The organism is Actinomyces israelii DSM 43320, assembly GCF_000711965.1.
GTDB classification, from domain to species: Bacteria; Actinomycetota; Actinomycetes; order Actinomycetales; family Actinomycetaceae; genus Actinomyces; species Actinomyces israelii.
This window is the reverse complement of sequence record NZ_JONS01000060.1, coordinates 1-17,110: the sequence shown is the minus strand read 5'-3', so window position 1 is coordinate 17,110 and position 17,110 is coordinate 1. Positions and strand designations below refer to the sequence as shown.

The window sequence follows — 17,110 nt, the reverse complement described above, 5'->3', positions numbered from 1 at the left end:
CGCGCTCGCCCCGGAGAACACCTTCGCGGCCTTCACCGCCTACATCACCAACCGCACCTTCGACTACGACTTCGAGCACCTCCCAGTCACACCGCCACACACCGATCTTGTTTAATTCCAGCCATATCACCGAAATCACCGCGGCGAACATTGACGAGCCGAAGAATGTGCCGACGGTGATGGCGGTTTCCTTGCCGGCGCCCAGCCTCTTGCCTCGCCTACTCTCGCCCGGAAGAAGGCTGATAACGACCAGCGTATGAGAACCCCGGCCTCAGTGTCATAGCCACGCAAGTGTCAGGATCCCACCGCGGGCCCGTCAGGTATCAGAACCTATACTGCCGCCAGCCGCCCCAGGACGGCGCGCGGTACCGGCGCACCGGACCGGCCACCGGCACCCCGCACCGGGCCGGGAGGCCGCGCGAGCCCGTCGTGAGGAGTCGAGGAGCAGCGCGAGGGACGATGACGCCGCCATGGGCCAGGTAGCCCAGTCGCAGGATCCGTGCCCCCGGCGGGGCTCGAACCCGCACGCCCGCAGGCAACGACTTTTAAGGTCGCAGTGTCTACCGATTCCACCACGGGGGCCGGGCGCACCCGGAGGCTCTCCGGGCGTCACCCCAACCTAGCACTCCGACTGCCGGCGGCCGAGGGCTCGCAGCACCATGCCACCAGGTGCCATGGGCGCCGCGCGGTCGAGATCCCCCGCCAGGACGACACAATGACCTGACTATGATGACCATCATCATGTTTGACATCGACGCCATGCGAGAGGTTCCGCCGCAGCATCGCCTGATGGGCGCAACCGGCTACAAGGAGAAGCTGAGCGACACCGGTGAACGCGTCATCATAGCGGCAGACGGCTGCCTGGATGAAGAGTTCTTCGACGCTCTCAAGGCGAGCGGCCTGACAGCCGCGTCGCGCCGGACCGAAGGCGCGCAACACATGGTGACATACCCTCGGGACGCGTGGCTGCAATCATTTCGCGGCGTCCTCAACGCGACCTCTGGCGATAACCAAGGCCACCTCGGAATGTTGTCCAAGCTTTTACTCGACTACGTTGATCGAGTGCAGCGCGCAACTGGTTACAGAATTGAGATTCCGTCTCTGACCGGAGTCATCATTGACAAGACCAACCGCAGGGCTGACGTCGTACCGATGACCATGAAGGCCCGGCCGCGCGGAGACGTCAATCACAGCGACCAGGCGGCGCGCCCCGCCGCAATAATTGTCAAGAATGCCTTTGAGGGCGAGCGGCGACTCATCACGGCCGCCACGTCCTATGGCCAGAAGCTGGATGCGCTCGTGATGGGCCTCCGATAATGGACCGCCATTATGCATCAGGATTCACAGCCATGACGCATCCTCCGTTCTCACCATCACCCGCAACAGGCAGGGCGACTGAGAGGGAGCGCCTGCTGGCCGCTCGCGAGCTGTCGCTCAGGCTCGGGTGCCGGCTGACCGCGAACCCGGTGGACCAGCTGGCCATCGGCGACAGCGCCCATGGCGTATTCTTCCTGAGCGACACCATGAGGAACATATCCGTGGCGGTCAAGATTCACCGCACCCCGGAGAGGGGACAGCGAGAGCTCGAGGCACTGCGACGAGCTCGAGAGTACGGGTTGACGGCGCTGATACCGGAGTTCGATAGGGTGGTCGACGTCTCCGGCGTCGATGGCGCCTTTCTGGTGACGACCACGATGCCGGGACTAGATCCGTTGACCACCACCGACTGGGAAGGATCAGGGGACTGGAACGGATACGTCGGCGAGGATGCCTACCGGGAGCGCATCGCGCCGACGCTGGAGGGCACGAGCCGCCATATTGCGCGGATGCATCGCCACCTGACGCACGGCGATCTGCAGCTGAAGAACATCGCCACCGCCCTCCGCGCCCCGGACGACGGCTATGTCACCTACGACCTCGAAGGCAGCACATTCAGGGAGGACTGCCGCGATGACCAGGACGAGCACGACTACCTCACGCGCTGCGTCGAGGACCTCCTGACATATGTCAGATCGCTGATCTCCAAGGGGTTCCTCGCCCACAGCAGCACCGAGATATTTGAGGGCGAGCTTCTCGACAGGATCATCGGACCGTACCTGGAGGCCGGCGGCAACCCGGCAGTACTTGATGGAAATCTCCTCGAGTCCTGCGTCGACGCGCATTATTTCCGCGACCGGTAGTCGCAGCATTAACCCAATACCCAGTATCAGCACGCCTCCGCAACCGCCCCTCGAACAGCCGGGCGACCCTCATGGCGTTCAGGGAGGATGTACGGAACGTCCTGGTGCCGACACCAGGTCCAGCAGCCACAGCCGGACGAGGGCGATGCAGTGCGCAGCCTCCGCTCCCCCAAGCTTAGGTCACTGACGCCTCGGCAACGTGCGCAGGTCGCTGAGCTCTACCGCGATGGCGTCCTCATACGAGAGGTTGATGATGTGGACGGTGAGGGCCGCGGAGGTGTTCCGCGGGGCGAGCGCGCGGGGATTGGCGATGTTGGCTCTGGACGGTGGGGCCGGCGGCCCCTCCAGCCCCACCACCGCCGCACCCTCCTCCACAGTCAGCCGTCAGGCTGCCCGGGAAAGAACAGCCCCCAGCCCGACGCCCGCCATCCTCATCAACCTGGCCACCGACGAGAACAGACACTTCATCCTGCCAGCCGATCCCAAGGCCCCAGACGAGCGCTGTCGCCGACCTGACGCATCCCTTCGACCAGCTGATCCCGCTGGCGTCCTCACTGACAAGACTGTGGACCTACAGCACCACCCCCAGCATGGGACCAATGCCCCGTCAAGACACTAAAAAGCCCCCATCCTGCATGGATGAGGGCCCGATATTAGCCCGCGAACCCCGAGGAACTGAGCCTCATGTCCAGGGTTCGTGTGACGGCATCGTGGTACCCCCACTGGGATTCGAACCCAGGACCATGTGCTTATCAGGCACGCACGAGGTATAAGCTCGCTGCTCTAACCGCTGAGCTATGGGGGCGTGCCGGAGCCGTGCGGCGGGCCCCGCCCGCTCCGACGTGCGAACCCTACCGCACCGGGCGACGCAGCATCTGCCGGATGCGGCGGACACGCACGCCGTCGTCGTCCTACGCTGTGGGTGAGAGCCCCGCCGTGGGGCCTCCCGTCCGCACAGGAGTGTCCATGAAGCTCGCGCAGCGCGCCCGTAACGCCCAGCCCTTCCACGCGATGACCATTGGCGCACGCGCGCGCCAGATCGAGGCCGCGGGCGGCCACGTGGCCAAGCTGAGCCTGGGCGAGCCCGATTTTGGCGCCCCGCCCGGCGTGCACGAGGCCATGCGCGCCACCATGGACGGGCGCCCGCTGCCCTACACGCCCGCCGCGGGGCTGCCGGCCCTGCGCGAGGCCCTGTCCGGGCTGTACGCCTCGCGGCACGGGGTGAGCGTGGATCCCCGCAGGATCCTCATCACGGCGGGCGCCTCGGCGGGCCTGCTGCTGGCCACGGCCCTGACCACCGAGCCCGGCGACGACGTTGTCATGGCCGACCCGTGCTACCCGTGCAACCGCGAGCTCGTTGAAGCCTTCGGCGGCCGGGTGGTCCTGGCCCCCACGAGCGCGTCCAGCCGCTACCAGCTCGACGTCGAGGCGATGACGGCGGCCTGGACCCCGGCCACGAGCGCCGTCATGCTCGCCACGCCGTCGAACCCGACGGGCACGACCATCCCCTTCGAGGAGCTGGCCCGCATCTGCGAGCAGGCGCAGGCCCGCGACGCGTGGCGGATCGTCGACGAGATCTACCTGTCGCTGGCCGACCCCGACGTCGAGGGCCGCGCGGCCCGCACGGCCCTGGAGACCGACCCGGAGGCCATTATCGTCTCCAGCTTCTCGAAGTACTTCGGCATGACCGGCTGGCGCCTGGGCTGGCTGGTGCTGCCCGAGGAGCTGCTGGACGCCGCCGACAACCTGGCCGTCAACTTCTTCCTGTGCGCCTCCACGCCCACCCAGATGGCGGCGCTGGCCTGCTTCACCCCCGAGGCCCTCGCCTCCTGCGAGGCGCGCCGGGTCGAGCTGGAGGCCCGACGCCGGATCGTCCTGGACGGCCTGAAGGAGATCGGGCTGCCGGTGCCGGCGGAGCCCGACGGCGCCTTCTACGTCTACTTCGACATCTCGGGCACAGGGCTGGACTCGATGACCTTCTGCTCGCGGGCACTGGAGGAGGCCCACGTCGCCCTGACCCCGGGGGCTGACTTCGGCCCCGCCATGGCCGACACGCACGTGCGCCTGTCCTACGCGGCGTCGCGCGAGGAGCTCGCCGAGGGCGTCGGGCGGCTCGCCGGCTTCGTGGGCGCCCTGGGCTGAATCCCGGGTGCGGCCATCGGCCCGGGGCGCCGGAGAGGAGCTCGGACAGCCCGACCCCACGTTTTAGGAATAGCTCTTATTTCGCATGTGGCGGCATCGGGCATACGGTCGCCATGTGGCAAGACCCTCGAAGTACACGGTGGACGACATTCTCGACGGCGCCCTGCGCGCCGTTGCGCTCCACGGCCGGCAGGCCTCCGTCGCCGACATCTCCCAGACCACCGGGGTGACGACGGGTTCCATCTACCACCGCTTCACCTCCCGCGACGAGCTCTTCGCACGCCTGTGGCTGCGCTCCATCAGGCGCTTCCATGCCGGCCTGCTCAAGCTCGCCGCCCGGGAGGACGCCGGCCTCGCCCTGGTGGAGAGCGCCGTCCACGTCGTGAGCTACAGCCGGGAGAACCGCGAGGAGGCGCTCGCCATGACCCTGTGGCGCCAGCCCGCGCTGGCGCGAACCGGCCCGGAGACGGTCCGCGAGGAGGCGCTCCACATCAACGACGACTACTTCTCCGTCACCCGCGCACTGGTGGCCAGACGCTATGGGCGGGTCACGCCGCACCGCATGGAGCTGGTCACGGCCGCCTGCCAGGCGGTGCCCTACGGGCTGGTCCGCCCCCACCTGGCCGAGGGAACCCCCATCCCCGACTGGCTCGACGACGTCGCGCGTGCCGCCGCCGGGGCGATCCTGGACCTCGGAGACCGAGAGCCGTGATCACTCACGCGGCGACGCCACGACCAGCTCGCTCCCGGCCCGTCGGGCAGCAGCAGCAATGCCGTCCGGCGGCACTCTGTCCGCGATGAGCCCGGTCAGGTCGTGCCACGTGCCGATCTCGAAGCTGCCCACCACGCCGAACTTGGTGGAGTCCGCCAGAACGTAGGTCCGGCGGCTGTTGGCCGCCACGGTCCGCTTGATCTCCACATCCTCGAAGTTGAAATCCGTGGCCCCGGTGCTCGCGTCCACCCCGCCGCAGGAGAGCAGAGCGACGTCGAAGTGCATGCGGCGCAGAAAGTCGTGAGTGGACGTCCCGGTCAGGGAGCGCTCGCCGGGGCGCAGCTGTCCGGGGACGACGATGAGTCGGGCGTCGGCAGCGTCGGAGAAGGCGTTTGCGACCAGCAACGAAGCGGTGGTGACCACGCCCCGGTAGCCGGCCGCCAGGGCCTGAGCGACAGCCGCCGCCGTCGTGCCCACGTCCAGGAACACCGAGCCCTCGCCCGTCACCAGACGGGCGGCCTTCTCGCCGATCAGCAGCTTGGCCTCGGCGTTGATGCCCGCCCGCTGGGGATAAGGGGGCTCGCTCGTGCGCGCCGAGTTGGGGGCGATGGCCCCGCCGTACACCCGCTTGAGCAGTCCCCGCCCCTCCAGGACCTTGAGGTCGCGCCGCACGGTTTCACCGGAGACCGCCATCTCCCGGCACAGGCGCGCAGTGGAGACCGTGGCGTCGGACTGGAGGACCCGAAGGATGTAGCGCCAGCGTTCCTGAGGGGAGGCGGGAACGGATCCAGACACCATGTCCGCATCATTCCACACACGTTGACGTGAAATCCACACGGCCGCAGAGTGATTGACGAAGGCACCGACCTCGAGCCGGGATCTTCGGCCCGCTCTTCTCCAGGCCCGTGACCGCACAGCCGGCATCCTCACGGCATCGTCATCGCTGGTCCGCACGACCGCCTGCACAAGGAGAAGAGAGGCTCACCCATCCACCCGCGACCCCCGCGGCAAGGCGGGCGCGGACGACCGAAGGGATTGCAACGTGGCAATTCTCGCTCTAGATCAGGGAACCTCGGGTTCCAAGGCGATCGTCGTCGACGACGACGGCATCCACGCCGTCGTAGAACAGTCCATCTCCCCGGACTACCTGCCCGACGGCGGTGTGGAGATGGATCCGATGACGCTCTACAGGTCCGTGATCGAGGCCGGCCGTCAGGCCGTCGCCGAGGCTGGCAGGCCCATCGAGGGAGTCTCGCTGGCCAACCAGGGCGAGACGATCCTCGCCTGGGACCCGTCCACCGGGGAGCCGCTGACGACCTGCGTCGTGTGGCAGGACCGTCGCGCGGAGGCGGTGGTTGACCGCCTGCGCGCTCACGCCGAGGAGGTGCATCAGCGCACCGGCCTGGTGCTCGACTGCTACTTCACCGCCCCGAAGATGGTCTGGCTGCGGGAGAACCTGACACGCGAGGGCGTGGTGACCACCACCGACACCTGGATCGCCAACAGGCTCACCGGGGAGTTCGTCACCGACGTGACCACCGCCTCGCGCTCGCTGCTGCTGAATATCGACACCGGGGACTGGGACGCGCGCCTGCAGGAGGTCTTCGGCCTGGACGAGGAGCTGCCCAGGATCGTCGACTGCGACCAGGTGGTGGGCGCGACCACCGTGTTCAGTGAGATCCCTGTCCCGGTCGGCGGCCTGATCGTCGACCAGCAGGCCGCGCTGTTCGCCCAGAGGTGCTTGCAGCGCGGCGAGGGCAAGTGCACCTACGGCACGGGCGCCTTCATCTTGGTCAACATGGGCCAGGCCGCGCCCCGCTTCGACAACGGTCTGACCACCTCGGTGGCGTGGCGCATGCGCGGCCGCACCATGTACTGCTCGGATGGGCAGGTGTACACCGCGGCCTCGGCCGTGCGCTGGCTTCAGACGATGGGCCTGATCTCCGGGGCGGAGGAGATCGATCGGATCGTCGCGCAGGACGCGGGCGGCGCGGTGTGCTCGCCGAGCTTCGCGGGCCTGGCCGCCCCCTGGTGGCGGCCGGACGCCGGCGCCTTCATCGCAGGCATGCGCCTGTCGACCGGCCGCCCTCAGGTCGTGCGTGCCGTGCTGGACGGCATTGCTGCGCAGATCGCGGAGCTCGCCGACCTCACGCACGGCGAGCTGGGAACCACCCTGACGAGCCTGCGTGTGGACGGCGGCCTCACCCGGTGCCGCACGCTCATGCAGATCCAGTCAGATCTGCTGCAAGCGCCCCTGGAGACCTACCCCTCTCAGCACGCCACCGCCCTGGGCACCGCCGCCTGCATGCGCCTGGCCCTGCACCCCGAGCTCGCCCTCGAGCAGGGCCCCTACGTCTGGGAGTCCGGCGAGGTCTACCGCCCACAGCGTCCCGCCGAGGAGGTCGCCGCGCAGCGCTCGGCCTGGCGGACCGCGGTCGAATCGACGATCGGCCTGTGATGGGACTCAACGAGATCATTGTGGTGATCATGGCCGTCGCTCTCGTGGTGGCAGCGGTGGACCGGGCGGCCGGCGGACGGCTCGGGCTCGGCTCCCAGCTCGAGGAGGGCATGAACACCTTCGGTCCGCTGGCACTGTCAATGGTGGGCATGATCTCCTTGGCGCCGATCCTCGCCAAGGTCCTCAACCCCGTCGTCGTGCCCGTCTACACCTTCCTGGGCGCCGACCCCTCCATGTTCGCGGGAACCCTGCTGGCCAACGACATGGGCGGGTACCACCTGTCGGTCCAGATGGCGCAGACGCAGGAGGCGGGCCTGCTGGCGGGGGCCATCCTGGCCGCGATGCTGGGCTGCACCGTGGTCTTCACCATTCCCGTCGGTCTGGGCATTGTCGCGGACGAGGACCGTCCCCACTTCGCCAATGGCGTCCTGGTGGGGGTGGTGACCATCCCTATCGGGGTGCTCGCCGGCGGGCTGACGGCGGGTTTCCCGCCGGGGATGATCCTGCGCAACCTCGTGCCGATCATTATCGCCGCCGCCCTGATCGCCCTGGGGCTGTGGAAGGCGCCCGACGCCATGACCAGGGGCTTCATGGTCTTCGGCAAGATCCTGGTGGCGATCATCTCCCTGGCGCTCGCCGTCGTCTCCTTCGAGTTCCTCACCGGCTGGAGCGTCATGCCGCCCAGCTGGCAGATGGCCCCGGTGACCGAGGGACTGGCCGTGGTGGCGGGCATCTGCGTATTCCTCATGGGAGCCTTCCCGCTCATGCACGTCATCACGAAGGTGGCCCGCCGCCCGCTGGCGGCCTTCGGCCGGACGCTCGGCGTGAACGAGGTGGCCTCCGGCGGAATCGTCATGACCCTGGCCAACGCCATTCCGACCTTCGGCCTCATGCGCAAGATGGACAAGCGCGGGGTGTTCCTCAACACCGCCTGGTCGGTCTCGGCCATGGCCCTGCTCGGCGACCACCTCGGCTTCACCGCCGGCGTGGCGCCCCACATGATCGTCCCGATGATCGTGGGCAAGCTCGCCGCCGCCCTCTCGGCACTGGCCGTGGCCTGCCTGATCGCCCGGCGCCGCTACCCCGCCCACGGCCGGGACCGGGCCGCGCCCCGGATCGCCGGCGCCCTCGACGGCGCGTCGCCCGCCGCAGAGCCGGCACCGAACCGAACCGACAACGGACAGGACAGGTAGATGATGCGAACATACGACATTGCGGTAATCGGCGCGGGAGTAGTCGGCACCGCCATTGCCCGACGCCTGGCGGCAACGCGCTGCAGCGTCGCCATTCTCGACGCGCGCGACGACGTCACTGAAGGCACCTCAAAGGCCAACACAGCCATCCTGCACACCGGCTACGACGCCAAGCCGGGAACCCTCGAGGGCCGGCTGGTGGCACGCGGCTACCGGCTGACCTGGCAGTACTGCAAGCAGGCCGGCATCGGGGTGCGCCGGACCGGAGCGGTCCTCGTGGCCTGGGACGAGGAGCAGGCCGCCTCGCTTCCCGCCCTTCAGGCCAAGGCTGTCCAGAACGGGTACGAGAAGACGCGGATCATCACGCCCGAGCAGGTCTACGCCGAGCTGCCGCACCTGGGCCCGGGCGTCACCGGCGGCCTGACGGTGCCCGACGAGAGCATTATCGACGCCTGGTCGGTCCCTCTGGGATTCGCCACGGATGCCGTCAACCGCGGCGCCGCCCTGCTGCGCGAGCACCGGGTGGAGGGTATCGAGGTGGGTGCGGATGTCACCCGCATCCGCACCTCGGCTGGCGCGCTCAAGGCGCGCTGGGTGGTCAACGCCGCCGGCCTCGGCTCGGATGCGATCGACGCCATGTACGGGTACGACCGCCTGAGGGTCAACCCGCGCAGGGGCGAGCTGCTGGTCTTCGACAAGCTCGCCTCGGGGCTGGCCCCCAAGATCGTGCTGGCGGCGCCGTCGAAGGTGGGCAAGGGGGTGCTGATCAGCCCGACCATCTTCGGCAACGTCATGCTCGGCCCGACGGCCGAGGACATGGAGGACAAGACCGACACCGCCACCACCGAGGCGGGTTTCGCCTTCCTGCTGGAGAAGGGAGAGCGCATCGTCCCCGAGCTCCTCGACGAGGAGGTGACCGCCTCCTACGCCGGCCTGCGAGCCGCCAACAACCAGTCCGACTACCTCATCGAGGTGGACAGGCCCCAGCGCTACGTGATCGCCTCCGCCATCCGCTCCACCGGCCTGACCTCGGCCATTGCGGTCGCCGAGCACATTGCGGAGCTGATGGACGCGGCGAACAGCGGCCTGGACATGACCGAACGAGCAGACCTGCCCCCGGTGGCGCGCATGGCGCCGCTCGGCGAGCACCAGCTGCGCCCCTACAGGGACGGCGAGCGGATCGCCGCGGACCCGGAATACGGCACCATGGTCTGCTTCTGCGAGCGGGTCACCCGCGGCGAGATCCGCGACGCCATGTCGTCCATCATCCCGCCGTGCTCGCTGTCGGGTCTGCGACGGCGCACCCGGGCGATGAACGGGCGCTGCCAGGGTTTCTTCTGCGGAGCTGAGGTCCAGCGCCTGTTCGACGAGTACGCCTCGGCGACCGGTCCCAAGGAGGAGATCAATGCCTGAGTCCACTGTTGTCACCCCCGCCGTCGCGATCGTCGGCGGCGGCCCCGCGGGCCTGTCCGTCGCCGCGAGGCTGGCCCCGCGCCTGCCCGGGCAGGTGCTGGTGCTGGACCGGGAGAAGGACGCCGGCGGCATCCCGCGCCACGCCGACCATCCCGGTTACGGCATCCGCGACCGCAAGGCGTTCATGACCGGGCCGGCCTACGCCAGGGCTCTGGTCAGAGAGGCCCAGCGGGCCGGCGCCGTGATCCGCACCCGCACGCAGGTCACCGGCTGGGCCGACCAGGACGTCCTGGAGGCCACCACCCCACGGGGACGGATGCTGGTGCGCCCCGACGCATTCGTCTTCGCCACAGGTGCGCGGGAGCGCCCGCGCACCGCCCGCCGCATCCCGGGCGGGCGCCCGCCCGGGGTGCTCACTACCGGCCAGCTGCAGAACCTCGTGCACCTGCACCACCGGAAGGTCGGCACCAGGGCCGTGGTGGTGGGAGCCGAGCTGGTCAGCTGGTCGGCGGTAATGACTCTGCGGGAGGCGGGCTGCCGCACCGAGGCGCTCATCTCCGCCTACCCCAGGGGCGAGTCCTACACGGTCTTCAAGCTGGGCGGGGGCCTGGCCTTCCGCACCAGGGTGGTCACCAGCTCGCGCGTGGTGGTCGTGCACGGCAAGCGGCGCGTGACGGGCGTCGAGATCGAGGACACCCGCACGGGCTCGCGCCGCACCATTGAGTGCGACACGCTGGTCTTCACCGGTGACTGGATTCCCGACAACGAGCTGCTGCGCATGCGCGGCATCGAGCTGGATCCTGCGGCCGGGCGCGCCCCGGTCACCGACCAGACCATGCGGACCTCGGTCGACAACATCTTCTCCGTCGGCAATGTCAACCACCCGGTCGAGACGGCCGACGTGGTGGCTCTCGAGGGCCGCTACGCCGCCGACCGCCTCCTCGCGCACCTGACCGGCGCCCGCACCGGCGGCGAGGAGCTGCCTGTGCGGGCCGAGGCGCCGATCCGCTGGATCACTCCGCAGCGCTACGCGCTGGGCGGACCCGCGCCTGCTCGCAGACGACTGGTTGCGTGGGTGGACGAGCTCCGCGCCTCGCCCGTCGTGGTCGCACGGCAGGGCGGTCGCCGGATCGCCCGCAGGCGGTTGCCCTGGCCCGCCGCTCCGGGGCGCGCCTTCCGCATCCCCTCCTCGATGCTGGAGGCCGTCTGCCCGGGCGCTGGGGAGATCGTGTTCTCACTGGAGTAGCGACATGCGTGCTCCAAACCCGCGGAGCGGAAGCGGGCGGAACGACCGCGGCGCGGGGCGGGCCTCCGGGCGCGGGACGGTGCGCAATCGTCCCGCGGCCGCCCGGCTCCGGCCGCCCGCTCCGCTGCTAAAGTGCCCGCCATGAGCGCCCCCGCGGCCAGGGACGGTACCGCCGTGGTCGTGTACGACCTCGACGGAGTGATCACGCGCAGGGACTCGTTCACCGCCGTCGTCGTGGATCGCTTGCGCCGTGCCCCGCTGCGTCTCCTGAAGGCGCTGCCGGCGGTCGTCCCCATGGTGCTGAGCATGCGGGCGGACCGCCGACAGCGAGCCTCCCGGCGAGTGGCCCAGATCGCCCTGGGCGGCCTGCACGAGCCCGGCTACATCACGCTCGCCACAGCATTCGGACGCCGAATCGGCGCCAGCCCCTCCTGGGTGCGCGACGAAGCCGTGCAGCGAATACGGCGACAGCATGCCGAGGGCGCGCGAATCGTCATTGCCACCGCCACGGAGCGGCGTCTCGCAGAGGCCCTGCTCGCCGCCGCCGGCATCCCTTACGACCTGCTCTCCGCCTCTGCTCTGATCGAGACCCCGTCCGGAATGAAGTTCGCCGATCACCGGGTCGGGATGCGCAAGGCGGAGGCGCTCCGCGAGCAGGGCGTGCCCATTGAGGCGGCGGAGTTCGTGACGGATTCTCTGGCCGATCTGCCGACTGCTCGCGCGGCTGGGCGGGTCGTCCTCATCGGCGCCTCCCCGAGGACACGACGGCGGTACGCGCGGGCAGGCGTCTCGCTGGCTGGCCCCGTCATGTGAGTCGCCCCGCGGCTTCATTACGGAGGGGCCGCCGCTCCCCCGCCCGGCCGCGCCCCAGGGGCGCTCAGGGGCCGCCGTCGTCGGGCCGGGCCGCGGCACGGGGCAGCAGGACGTGCTCAACGCCGTCGAGCAGCGAGGCGATAATGAGCTCGAAGTACTCCTCGCTGATGAGGCTCTCCTGCTCCTTATCGGTCAGGGGCACGAAGAAGTTCCTGACCATGACGTCGAGCCCCTCGGACCTCGCCGTCATCGCGCTGAGCCGTCTGACCACGGCGGACATGTCGTAGGCACGTCCACCGCTCTTGGCGCGGTGCGTCCGCATGTTCCGCACACCGATTGTGGAGACCGTCACGTTGAAGATCATTGCGTAGGCCAGCGGGGCCAGGGTGCCGAAGCCGGCGTCGGCCAGCTTGGCCATGGCCATGTCGATGACGGGCAGGAAGGACTCGGTGATTCTGCCCATGGCCAGCCGGTCGGTGACGCCGGGGCAGCGCAGGAATACCGGGCGGTAGGCCGTGAGCAGCGCGGTGAACCACTCCTTCCAGCCCAGGTCGGCGTCCGGGAGCTCGACCGTCGAGCAGACCTCCTCCACGACGGCGTCGCACAGGTCGTCCTTCTGCGGGTAGTAGTGGTAGATCACGGAGGGCACGACGTCCAGCGAGCGAGCGATGTCGCGCATCGACCAGCCCTCCACCCCGTGCTCCTGGGACAGCCGCACCGCCTGGTCGAGAACAGCGCCCCGATTCAGGCCCGCGCGCCTGGCAGTGGGGGCCCTGGTGTCCATGAGGCCCAGGATAGACCACGCCGACAGCACTCGAACGCTGTTCTAGTTTGATGAGACGCCATGTCCAGCCCTCAAAGGGGCCCTCCGTGCCGCCCTCCCACCGCCCCGCCCACACGAGTGCCGACGCTCCGGCCGCGCCGCCGCAGATGATGATGCTGCTGGCGACGGTCTTCCTCGCACTCATGGGCCAGGTGCTCCTCAACCCGGTCATCGCCCCCTGCCGCGCGCCATGGGCATGCGGGAGCGGCAGTTCGGCCGGAGGCCTCCTGCTCCCCCTGGCGGCATTGCGAGCCTGTGGCCGTCGTCGTACGCGACCCTGGCCTCCACAGCGCTGTACGGCCTCAGCCGCACCGCGCCGATCGTCATCGCCGTCTGCCTCCTGACCGCCACCTGCGCTCTCAACTCGTGCGCCCGAGGCTGCGCTCAGCCGCCCCGCCGCCTTGGCCAGCCCTCCCCGCAGTCGCTAGACTCACACCGCCCAGTGGCACTCCCAACACAGCGGACAATCCAGGCGATGATTCATGTTCTTTTCGTGCTGCCCCCCTTCTTTCGCAGCGAGTCTTCTCGGCACTGAGGACGGCGCCGACGTCGGCGGAGGGGAGGCCAACCTCGAGCTCCCCGACCTGTCCGGCGTCCTCGTGGCCTGGGGCCTGAGCGGACGGGCCCTACTCCTGGTGGGCATCGGCGTGTGCCTGCTCGGCCTCGGCTTCGGCACAGTCACCTTCCTGCGGCTGCGCAAGGCCCCCGTGCACTCCTCAATGCGGGAGATCGCCGAGATCATCTACTCGACCTGCCAGGCCTACCTGGTGCGGCAGGGACGCTTCCTCATGCTCCTGTGGGCGTTCATCACCGCCGTCATCGTCATCTACTACAAGGTGCTGGTCGGCTTCGGGTGGACCAGGGTCGGCATTGTCGTCCTCTTCTCCCTGCTCGGAATGGGCGGCTCCTACGCGGTCGCGTGGTTCGGGATCCGGGTCAACACCTTCGCCAACGCCCGCACGGCCTTCGCCTCCCTGCGCGGCAAGCCGCACGAGGTGCACAGGATCCCGCTGCGCTCGGGCATGAGCATCGGCATGGTGCTCATCAGTCTCGAGCTGCTCATGATGCTCGTGATCCTCCTGTTCCTGCCGGCGGACGTGGCCGGAGCCTGCTTCATCGGCTTCGCCATCGGCGAGTCCCTGGGGGCCTCGGCCCTGCGCATCGCGGGCGGCATCTTCACCAAGATCGCCGACATCGGCGCCGACCTGATGAAGATCGTCTTCAAGATCGACGAGGACGACCCCCGCAACCCCGGCGTCATCGCGGACTGCACCGGAGACAACGCGGGCGACTCGGTGGGCCCCAGCGCCGACGGCTTCGAGACCTACGGCGTCACCGGCGTCGCCCTGGTCACCTTCGTCCTCCTGGCCGTCCCGGACGCCCGGCTCCAGGCCCTGCTGCTGGTGTGGATCTTCACGGTGCGCGCCGCCATGATCCTGGCGGCATGGGCCGCCTACGGAATCAACGCGGCATGGTGCCGGGCCCGCTTCGGGGACGCCGAGAGGATGAACTTCGAGACCCCGCTGACCACCCTGGTGTGGCTCACCAGCGCCCTGTGCATTGTGCTGACCTACCTGTCCACCTGGCTCGTCCTGGGCGGCCAGGGCACCGGGCTGTGGCTGCGCCTGGCCACGATCATCACCTGCGGGACCCTGGCCGGAGCGCTCATCCCCGAGCTGGTCAAGGTCTTCACCTCCACCGGCTCCCAGCACGTCCGCGAGACCGTCAAGTCCTCGCGCCAGGGGGGCGCCAGCCTCAACATCCTCTCCGGCGTCGTGGCGGGCAACTTCTCCGCCTTCTGGCTCGGCATCACCGTGGTCGGGCTCATGGGGGTCGCCTACCTCCTGGCCGGCTCCGGGCTGGAGAAGATCATGGCGGCGCCGGCCGTCTTCGCCTTCGGCCTGGTCGCCTTCGGCTTCCTGGGCATGGGACCGGTGACCATCGCCGTCGACTCCTACGGCCCGGTCACCGACAACGCCCAGAGCGTCTACGAGCTCTCGCGCATTGAGGACCTCGACGGCATCGACGCCGAGCTGCGCCGCGACTTCGACCTCGCCCCGCGCTGGGAGAGGGCCAAGTTCCTCCTGGAGGACAACGACGGCGCCGGCAACACCTTCAAGGCCACCGCCAAGCCCGTGCTCATCGGGACCGCCGTCGTGGGGGCCACGACCATGATCTTCTCGATCATTATCGGGCTGACCAGCCACCTGACCAGGGGCATCGAGAACCTCTCCCTCATGCACGCCCCCTTCCTCCTGGGCCTCATCACCGGAGGGGCCGTGGTGTTCTGGTTCTCCGGGGCGTCCATCCAGGCCGTGACCACGGGCGCCAACCGGGCCGTCGCCTTCATCAAGGAGTCGATCCACCTGGACAAGGGGGCCGAGCGCGCCTCCGTGGAGGACTCCAAGCGGGTCGTCGACATCTGCACCCAGTACGCCCAGCAGGGGATGCTCACCATCTTCCTCGCGGTCTTCTTCGCGACGCTGTCCCTGGCCTTCGTCGAGCCCTTCTTCTTCATCGGCTACCTGGTGTCGATCGCGGTGTTCGGCCTGTACCAGGCGATCTACATGGCGAACGCCGGGGGCGCGTGGGACAACGCGAAGAAGGTCGTCGAGGTCGACCTGCACATGAAGGGCACCGCCCTGCACGACGCCTCGATCGTGGGCGACACCGTCGGCGATCCCTTCAAGGACACCTCGTCGGTCGCGCTCAACCCCATCATCAAGTTCACGACCCTCTTCGGGCTGCTCGCCGTCGAGCTCGCCGTCAGCCTGACCGCGCAGGGGCTCGGGACCCTGGTGCACGTCCTGGCGGCGGCCTTCTTCCTCGTGTCGCTCTTCTTCATCCACCGCTCCTTCTACGGCATGAGGATCCCCGCCCGCACGAGCGACAACGACCTTGATGAGATCCTGATGGAGGACTGAAGAACCCATGGAGGCACGGTCATGAGAATCGCCATTAAGTACGACGACATCGACATCTCGTCCGCCGGGCGGGTCGCGGGCCACGAAGCCGGCGACACCCTGGTGCGGCGGCTGCTGAGGATCTTCCCGGAGTCGACCGTCATCGCTCCCGTGCCCCGGCAGAGCGAGGACTTCGACGTCGTTCCCCTGGAGGGGCTCGACCCGACGGATCTCGTGGTCATCAATATGGACGCGGCGGACTCCCCCCATATCTGGCAGGTGCTCTCCCGCGCGCCCGGCACGGCACCGGGAACGCTGGCGGAGCCTCGGATTATGAACTTCGTCTGGCGCCCGGTGCCGTCGAGCGCCCCGAGGGTCCACATGGCGACACTCGCCCTGTCATGCGCCCTGTTCCCGACCTTCGCGGACTCCCGGCGCACCGCCAACGAGGTGCGCGAGCTCGTGGCGAAGTGGACGGCTCAGCATCTGTACGAGAAGTCCACTCTCTCGTGGGTGAACCTCGGGTTCCGGCTCGACCACATCCAGCCGCGCGCCTACTCGGATGTGCCGATCGTCCTGTACCCGTCGATCTATCTCAATCGCGGGAAGCACCCGGAGCAGTTCTTCCGGGTCATCGAGCAGGTGCGCCGGGCCGTTCCGCTCAGGGTCGAGATGCGGCTGCAGGAGGACAGCCTCGTCTCGGAGGCCGCCATGAGCATCTCCCAGCGGGACTGGGTGTGGATGGGGCCGTTGACCGCCACCAGGAGGTCCTACTGGGAGGCCTTGGCGCGGACGACTGCCTTCCTGGCCACCGCGGACAAGGTGTCCTACGGCCTGCTCTACGTGGAGGCGCTGGGCGCGGGCGTCATCGGCATCCTGCCCGATCGGGACTGGGCTCGCGCACTCGTGCCCGAGTCCTACCCCTTCATCTACCGCGACCTCGGGGAGGCGGCGACCATGCTCACCCGCGCGCTGAGGGAGCCGGAGGCCTGCCGCAGGCAGATGGATGAGGCCGCGGGTGGCTCTTTCTCGGCCTGGATCGCTCGCCACCACTCCGATGACGCCTTCGACAAGGCGATCGTGGCGCGCGTCAACGAGTGGTTCGGCAGCTGATCCCCTGGTCCCGGGGCCGCCGGGGGCTCCCCCGGGCCCGACGACGGCGGGCGGGCCGGGCGCCGAGGGGGCGGGGCGGGGCCCGCGGCTCCCCTTGCCGCCGAGATCGGTTCA

At 69.1% G+C, this 17,110-nt stretch carries 13 protein-coding genes and 2 tRNA genes; 11 read left to right on the top strand and 4 right to left on the bottom strand.

Annotation, left to right across the window (positions count from 1 at the left end):
- Positions 1 to 500: 500 nt before the first annotated feature.
- Positions 501 to 582, bottom strand: a tRNA-Leu gene (locus O145_RS13975).
- A gap of 144 nt (positions 583 to 726) precedes the next feature.
- Between O145_RS13975 and O145_RS13970 the strand changes: the two genes are divergently transcribed.
- Together O145_RS13970 and O145_RS13965 are read left to right on the top strand one after the other, a co-directional pair.
- Positions 727 to 1,317, top strand: a complete 591-nt coding sequence (locus O145_RS13970; RefSeq protein WP_043564062.1) for a hypothetical protein — start codon at positions 727 to 729, stop codon at positions 1,315 to 1,317.
- A gap of 32 nt (positions 1,318 to 1,349) precedes the next feature.
- Positions 1,350 to 2,180 (top strand): lipopolysaccharide kinase InaA family protein, encoded by an 831-nt coding sequence (locus O145_RS13965; RefSeq protein WP_043564060.1) that lies wholly within the window; start codon positions 1,350 to 1,352, stop codon positions 2,178 to 2,180.
- 711 nt (positions 2,181 to 2,891) lie between these two features.
- On the opposite strand, the gene O145_RS13960 is transcribed toward O145_RS13965, so the two are convergent.
- Positions 2,892 to 2,985 (bottom strand) — tRNA-Ile (locus O145_RS13960).
- A gap of 161 nt (positions 2,986 to 3,146) precedes the next feature.
- Between O145_RS13960 and O145_RS13955 the strand changes: the two genes are divergently transcribed.
- A complete protein-coding gene (locus tag O145_RS13955) occupies positions 3,147 to 4,322 on the top strand; it encodes an aminotransferase class I/II-fold pyridoxal phosphate-dependent enzyme (protein WP_043564058.1) in 1,176 nt (391 codons plus the stop codon).
- 115 nt (positions 4,323 to 4,437) lie between these two features.
- Positions 4,438 to 5,034, top strand: coding sequence for a TetR/AcrR family transcriptional regulator (locus O145_RS13950; RefSeq protein ID WP_043564057.1), 597 nt, complete (start codon positions 4,438 to 4,440; stop codon positions 5,032 to 5,034).
- Here O145_RS13950 and O145_RS13945 read toward each other — a convergent pair whose 3' ends face one another.
- Positions 5,035 to 5,832, bottom strand: a complete 798-nt coding sequence (locus O145_RS13945; protein WP_043564055.1) for a DeoR/GlpR family DNA-binding transcription regulator — start codon at positions 5,830 to 5,832, stop codon at positions 5,035 to 5,037.
- Positions 5,833 to 6,076: 244 nt separating this feature from the next.
- Here O145_RS13945 and O145_RS13940 point away from each other — a divergent pair, with 244 nt between their 5' ends.
- The 5 genes from O145_RS13940 to O145_RS13920 all read left to right on the top strand — a co-directional run bounded on the left by O145_RS13940 (position 6,077) and on the right by O145_RS13920 (position 12,157).
- Positions 6,077 to 7,492 carry an FGGY family carbohydrate kinase gene (locus O145_RS13940; protein ID WP_043564053.1) on the top strand — a complete coding sequence of 472 codons (1,416 nt, stop codon included), beginning with the start codon at positions 6,077 to 6,079 and terminating at the stop codon, positions 7,490 to 7,492.
- Positions 7,492 to 8,685: an ethanolamine utilization protein EutH gene (locus O145_RS13935; protein ID WP_052375206.1), complete on the top strand. Its 1,194-nt coding sequence runs from the start codon at positions 7,492 to 7,494 to the stop codon at positions 8,683 to 8,685. Before O145_RS13940 ends, O145_RS13935 begins: the two co-directional genes overlap by 1 nt.
- Entirely contained in the window at positions 8,686 to 10,098 is a 1,413-nt protein-coding gene (locus O145_RS13930) for an NAD(P)/FAD-dependent oxidoreductase (RefSeq protein ID WP_043564051.1), read from the top strand. It begins immediately after the preceding gene.
- On the top strand, positions 10,091 to 11,344 hold the full coding sequence (locus tag O145_RS13925) for an NAD(P)/FAD-dependent oxidoreductase (RefSeq protein ID WP_043564049.1): 1,254 nt from the start codon (positions 10,091 to 10,093) through the stop codon (positions 11,342 to 11,344). The genes O145_RS13930 and O145_RS13925 overlap by 8 nt, the downstream gene beginning before the upstream one ends.
- Positions 11,345 to 11,485: 141 nt before the next feature.
- A complete protein-coding gene (locus O145_RS13920; protein WP_043564047.1) occupies positions 11,486 to 12,157 on the top strand; it encodes a haloacid dehalogenase-like hydrolase in 672 nt (223 codons plus the stop codon).
- Positions 12,158 to 12,221: 64 nt separating this feature from the next.
- On the opposite strand, the gene O145_RS17655 is transcribed toward O145_RS13920, so the two are convergent.
- Positions 12,222 to 12,941, bottom strand: a complete 720-nt coding sequence (locus O145_RS17655; RefSeq protein WP_043564064.1) for a TetR/AcrR family transcriptional regulator — start codon at positions 12,939 to 12,941, stop codon at positions 12,222 to 12,224.
- A 521-nt stretch (positions 12,942 to 13,462) separates the two neighbouring features.
- Between O145_RS17655 and O145_RS13910 the strand changes: the two genes are divergently transcribed.
- Both O145_RS13910 and O145_RS13905 read left to right on the top strand, forming a co-directional pair.
- Entirely contained in the window at positions 13,463 to 15,904 is a 2,442-nt protein-coding gene (locus O145_RS13910) for a sodium-translocating pyrophosphatase (protein WP_043564045.1), read from the top strand.
- A gap of 21 nt (positions 15,905 to 15,925) precedes the next feature.
- On the top strand, positions 15,926 to 16,996 hold the full coding sequence (locus O145_RS13905) for a glycosyltransferase (protein ID WP_043564043.1): 1,071 nt from the start codon (positions 15,926 to 15,928) through the stop codon (positions 16,994 to 16,996).
- Positions 16,997 to 17,110 lie beyond the last annotated feature (114 nt).

Excerpts from the sequence above, each read along its gene's own strand:
- O145_RS13970 (WP_043564062.1), top strand. The coding sequence starts at position 727 with ATGATGACCATCATCATGTTTGACATCGACGCCATGCGAGAGGTTCCG.
- O145_RS13965 (WP_043564060.1), top strand. The coding sequence starts at position 1,350 with ATGACGCATCCTCCGTTCTCACCATCACCCGCAACAGGCAGGGCGACT.
- O145_RS13955 (WP_043564058.1), top strand. The coding sequence starts at position 3,147 with ATGAAGCTCGCGCAGCGCGCCCGTAACGCCCAGCCCTTCCACGCGATG.
- O145_RS13945 (WP_043564055.1), bottom strand. The coding sequence starts at position 5,832 with ATGGTGTCTGGATCCGTTCCCGCCTCCCCTCAGGAACGCTGGCGCTAC.
- O145_RS13935 (WP_052375206.1), top strand. The coding sequence starts at position 7,492 with ATGGGACTCAACGAGATCATTGTGGTGATCATGGCCGTCGCTCTCGTG.
- O145_RS13930 (WP_043564051.1), top strand. The coding sequence starts at position 8,686 with ATGATGCGAACATACGACATTGCGGTAATCGGCGCGGGAGTAGTCGGC.
- O145_RS13925 (WP_043564049.1), top strand. The coding sequence starts at position 10,091 with ATGCCTGAGTCCACTGTTGTCACCCCCGCCGTCGCGATCGTCGGCGGC.
- O145_RS13920 (WP_043564047.1), top strand. The coding sequence starts at position 11,486 with ATGAGCGCCCCCGCGGCCAGGGACGGTACCGCCGTGGTCGTGTACGAC.
- O145_RS17655 (WP_043564064.1), bottom strand. The coding sequence starts at position 12,941 with ATGGACACCAGGGCCCCCACTGCCAGGCGCGCGGGCCTGAATCGGGGC.
- O145_RS13910 (WP_043564045.1), top strand. The coding sequence starts at position 13,463 with ATGTTCTTTTCGTGCTGCCCCCCTTCTTTCGCAGCGAGTCTTCTCGGC.
- O145_RS13905 (WP_043564043.1), top strand. The coding sequence starts at position 15,926 with ATGAGAATCGCCATTAAGTACGACGACATCGACATCTCGTCCGCCGGG.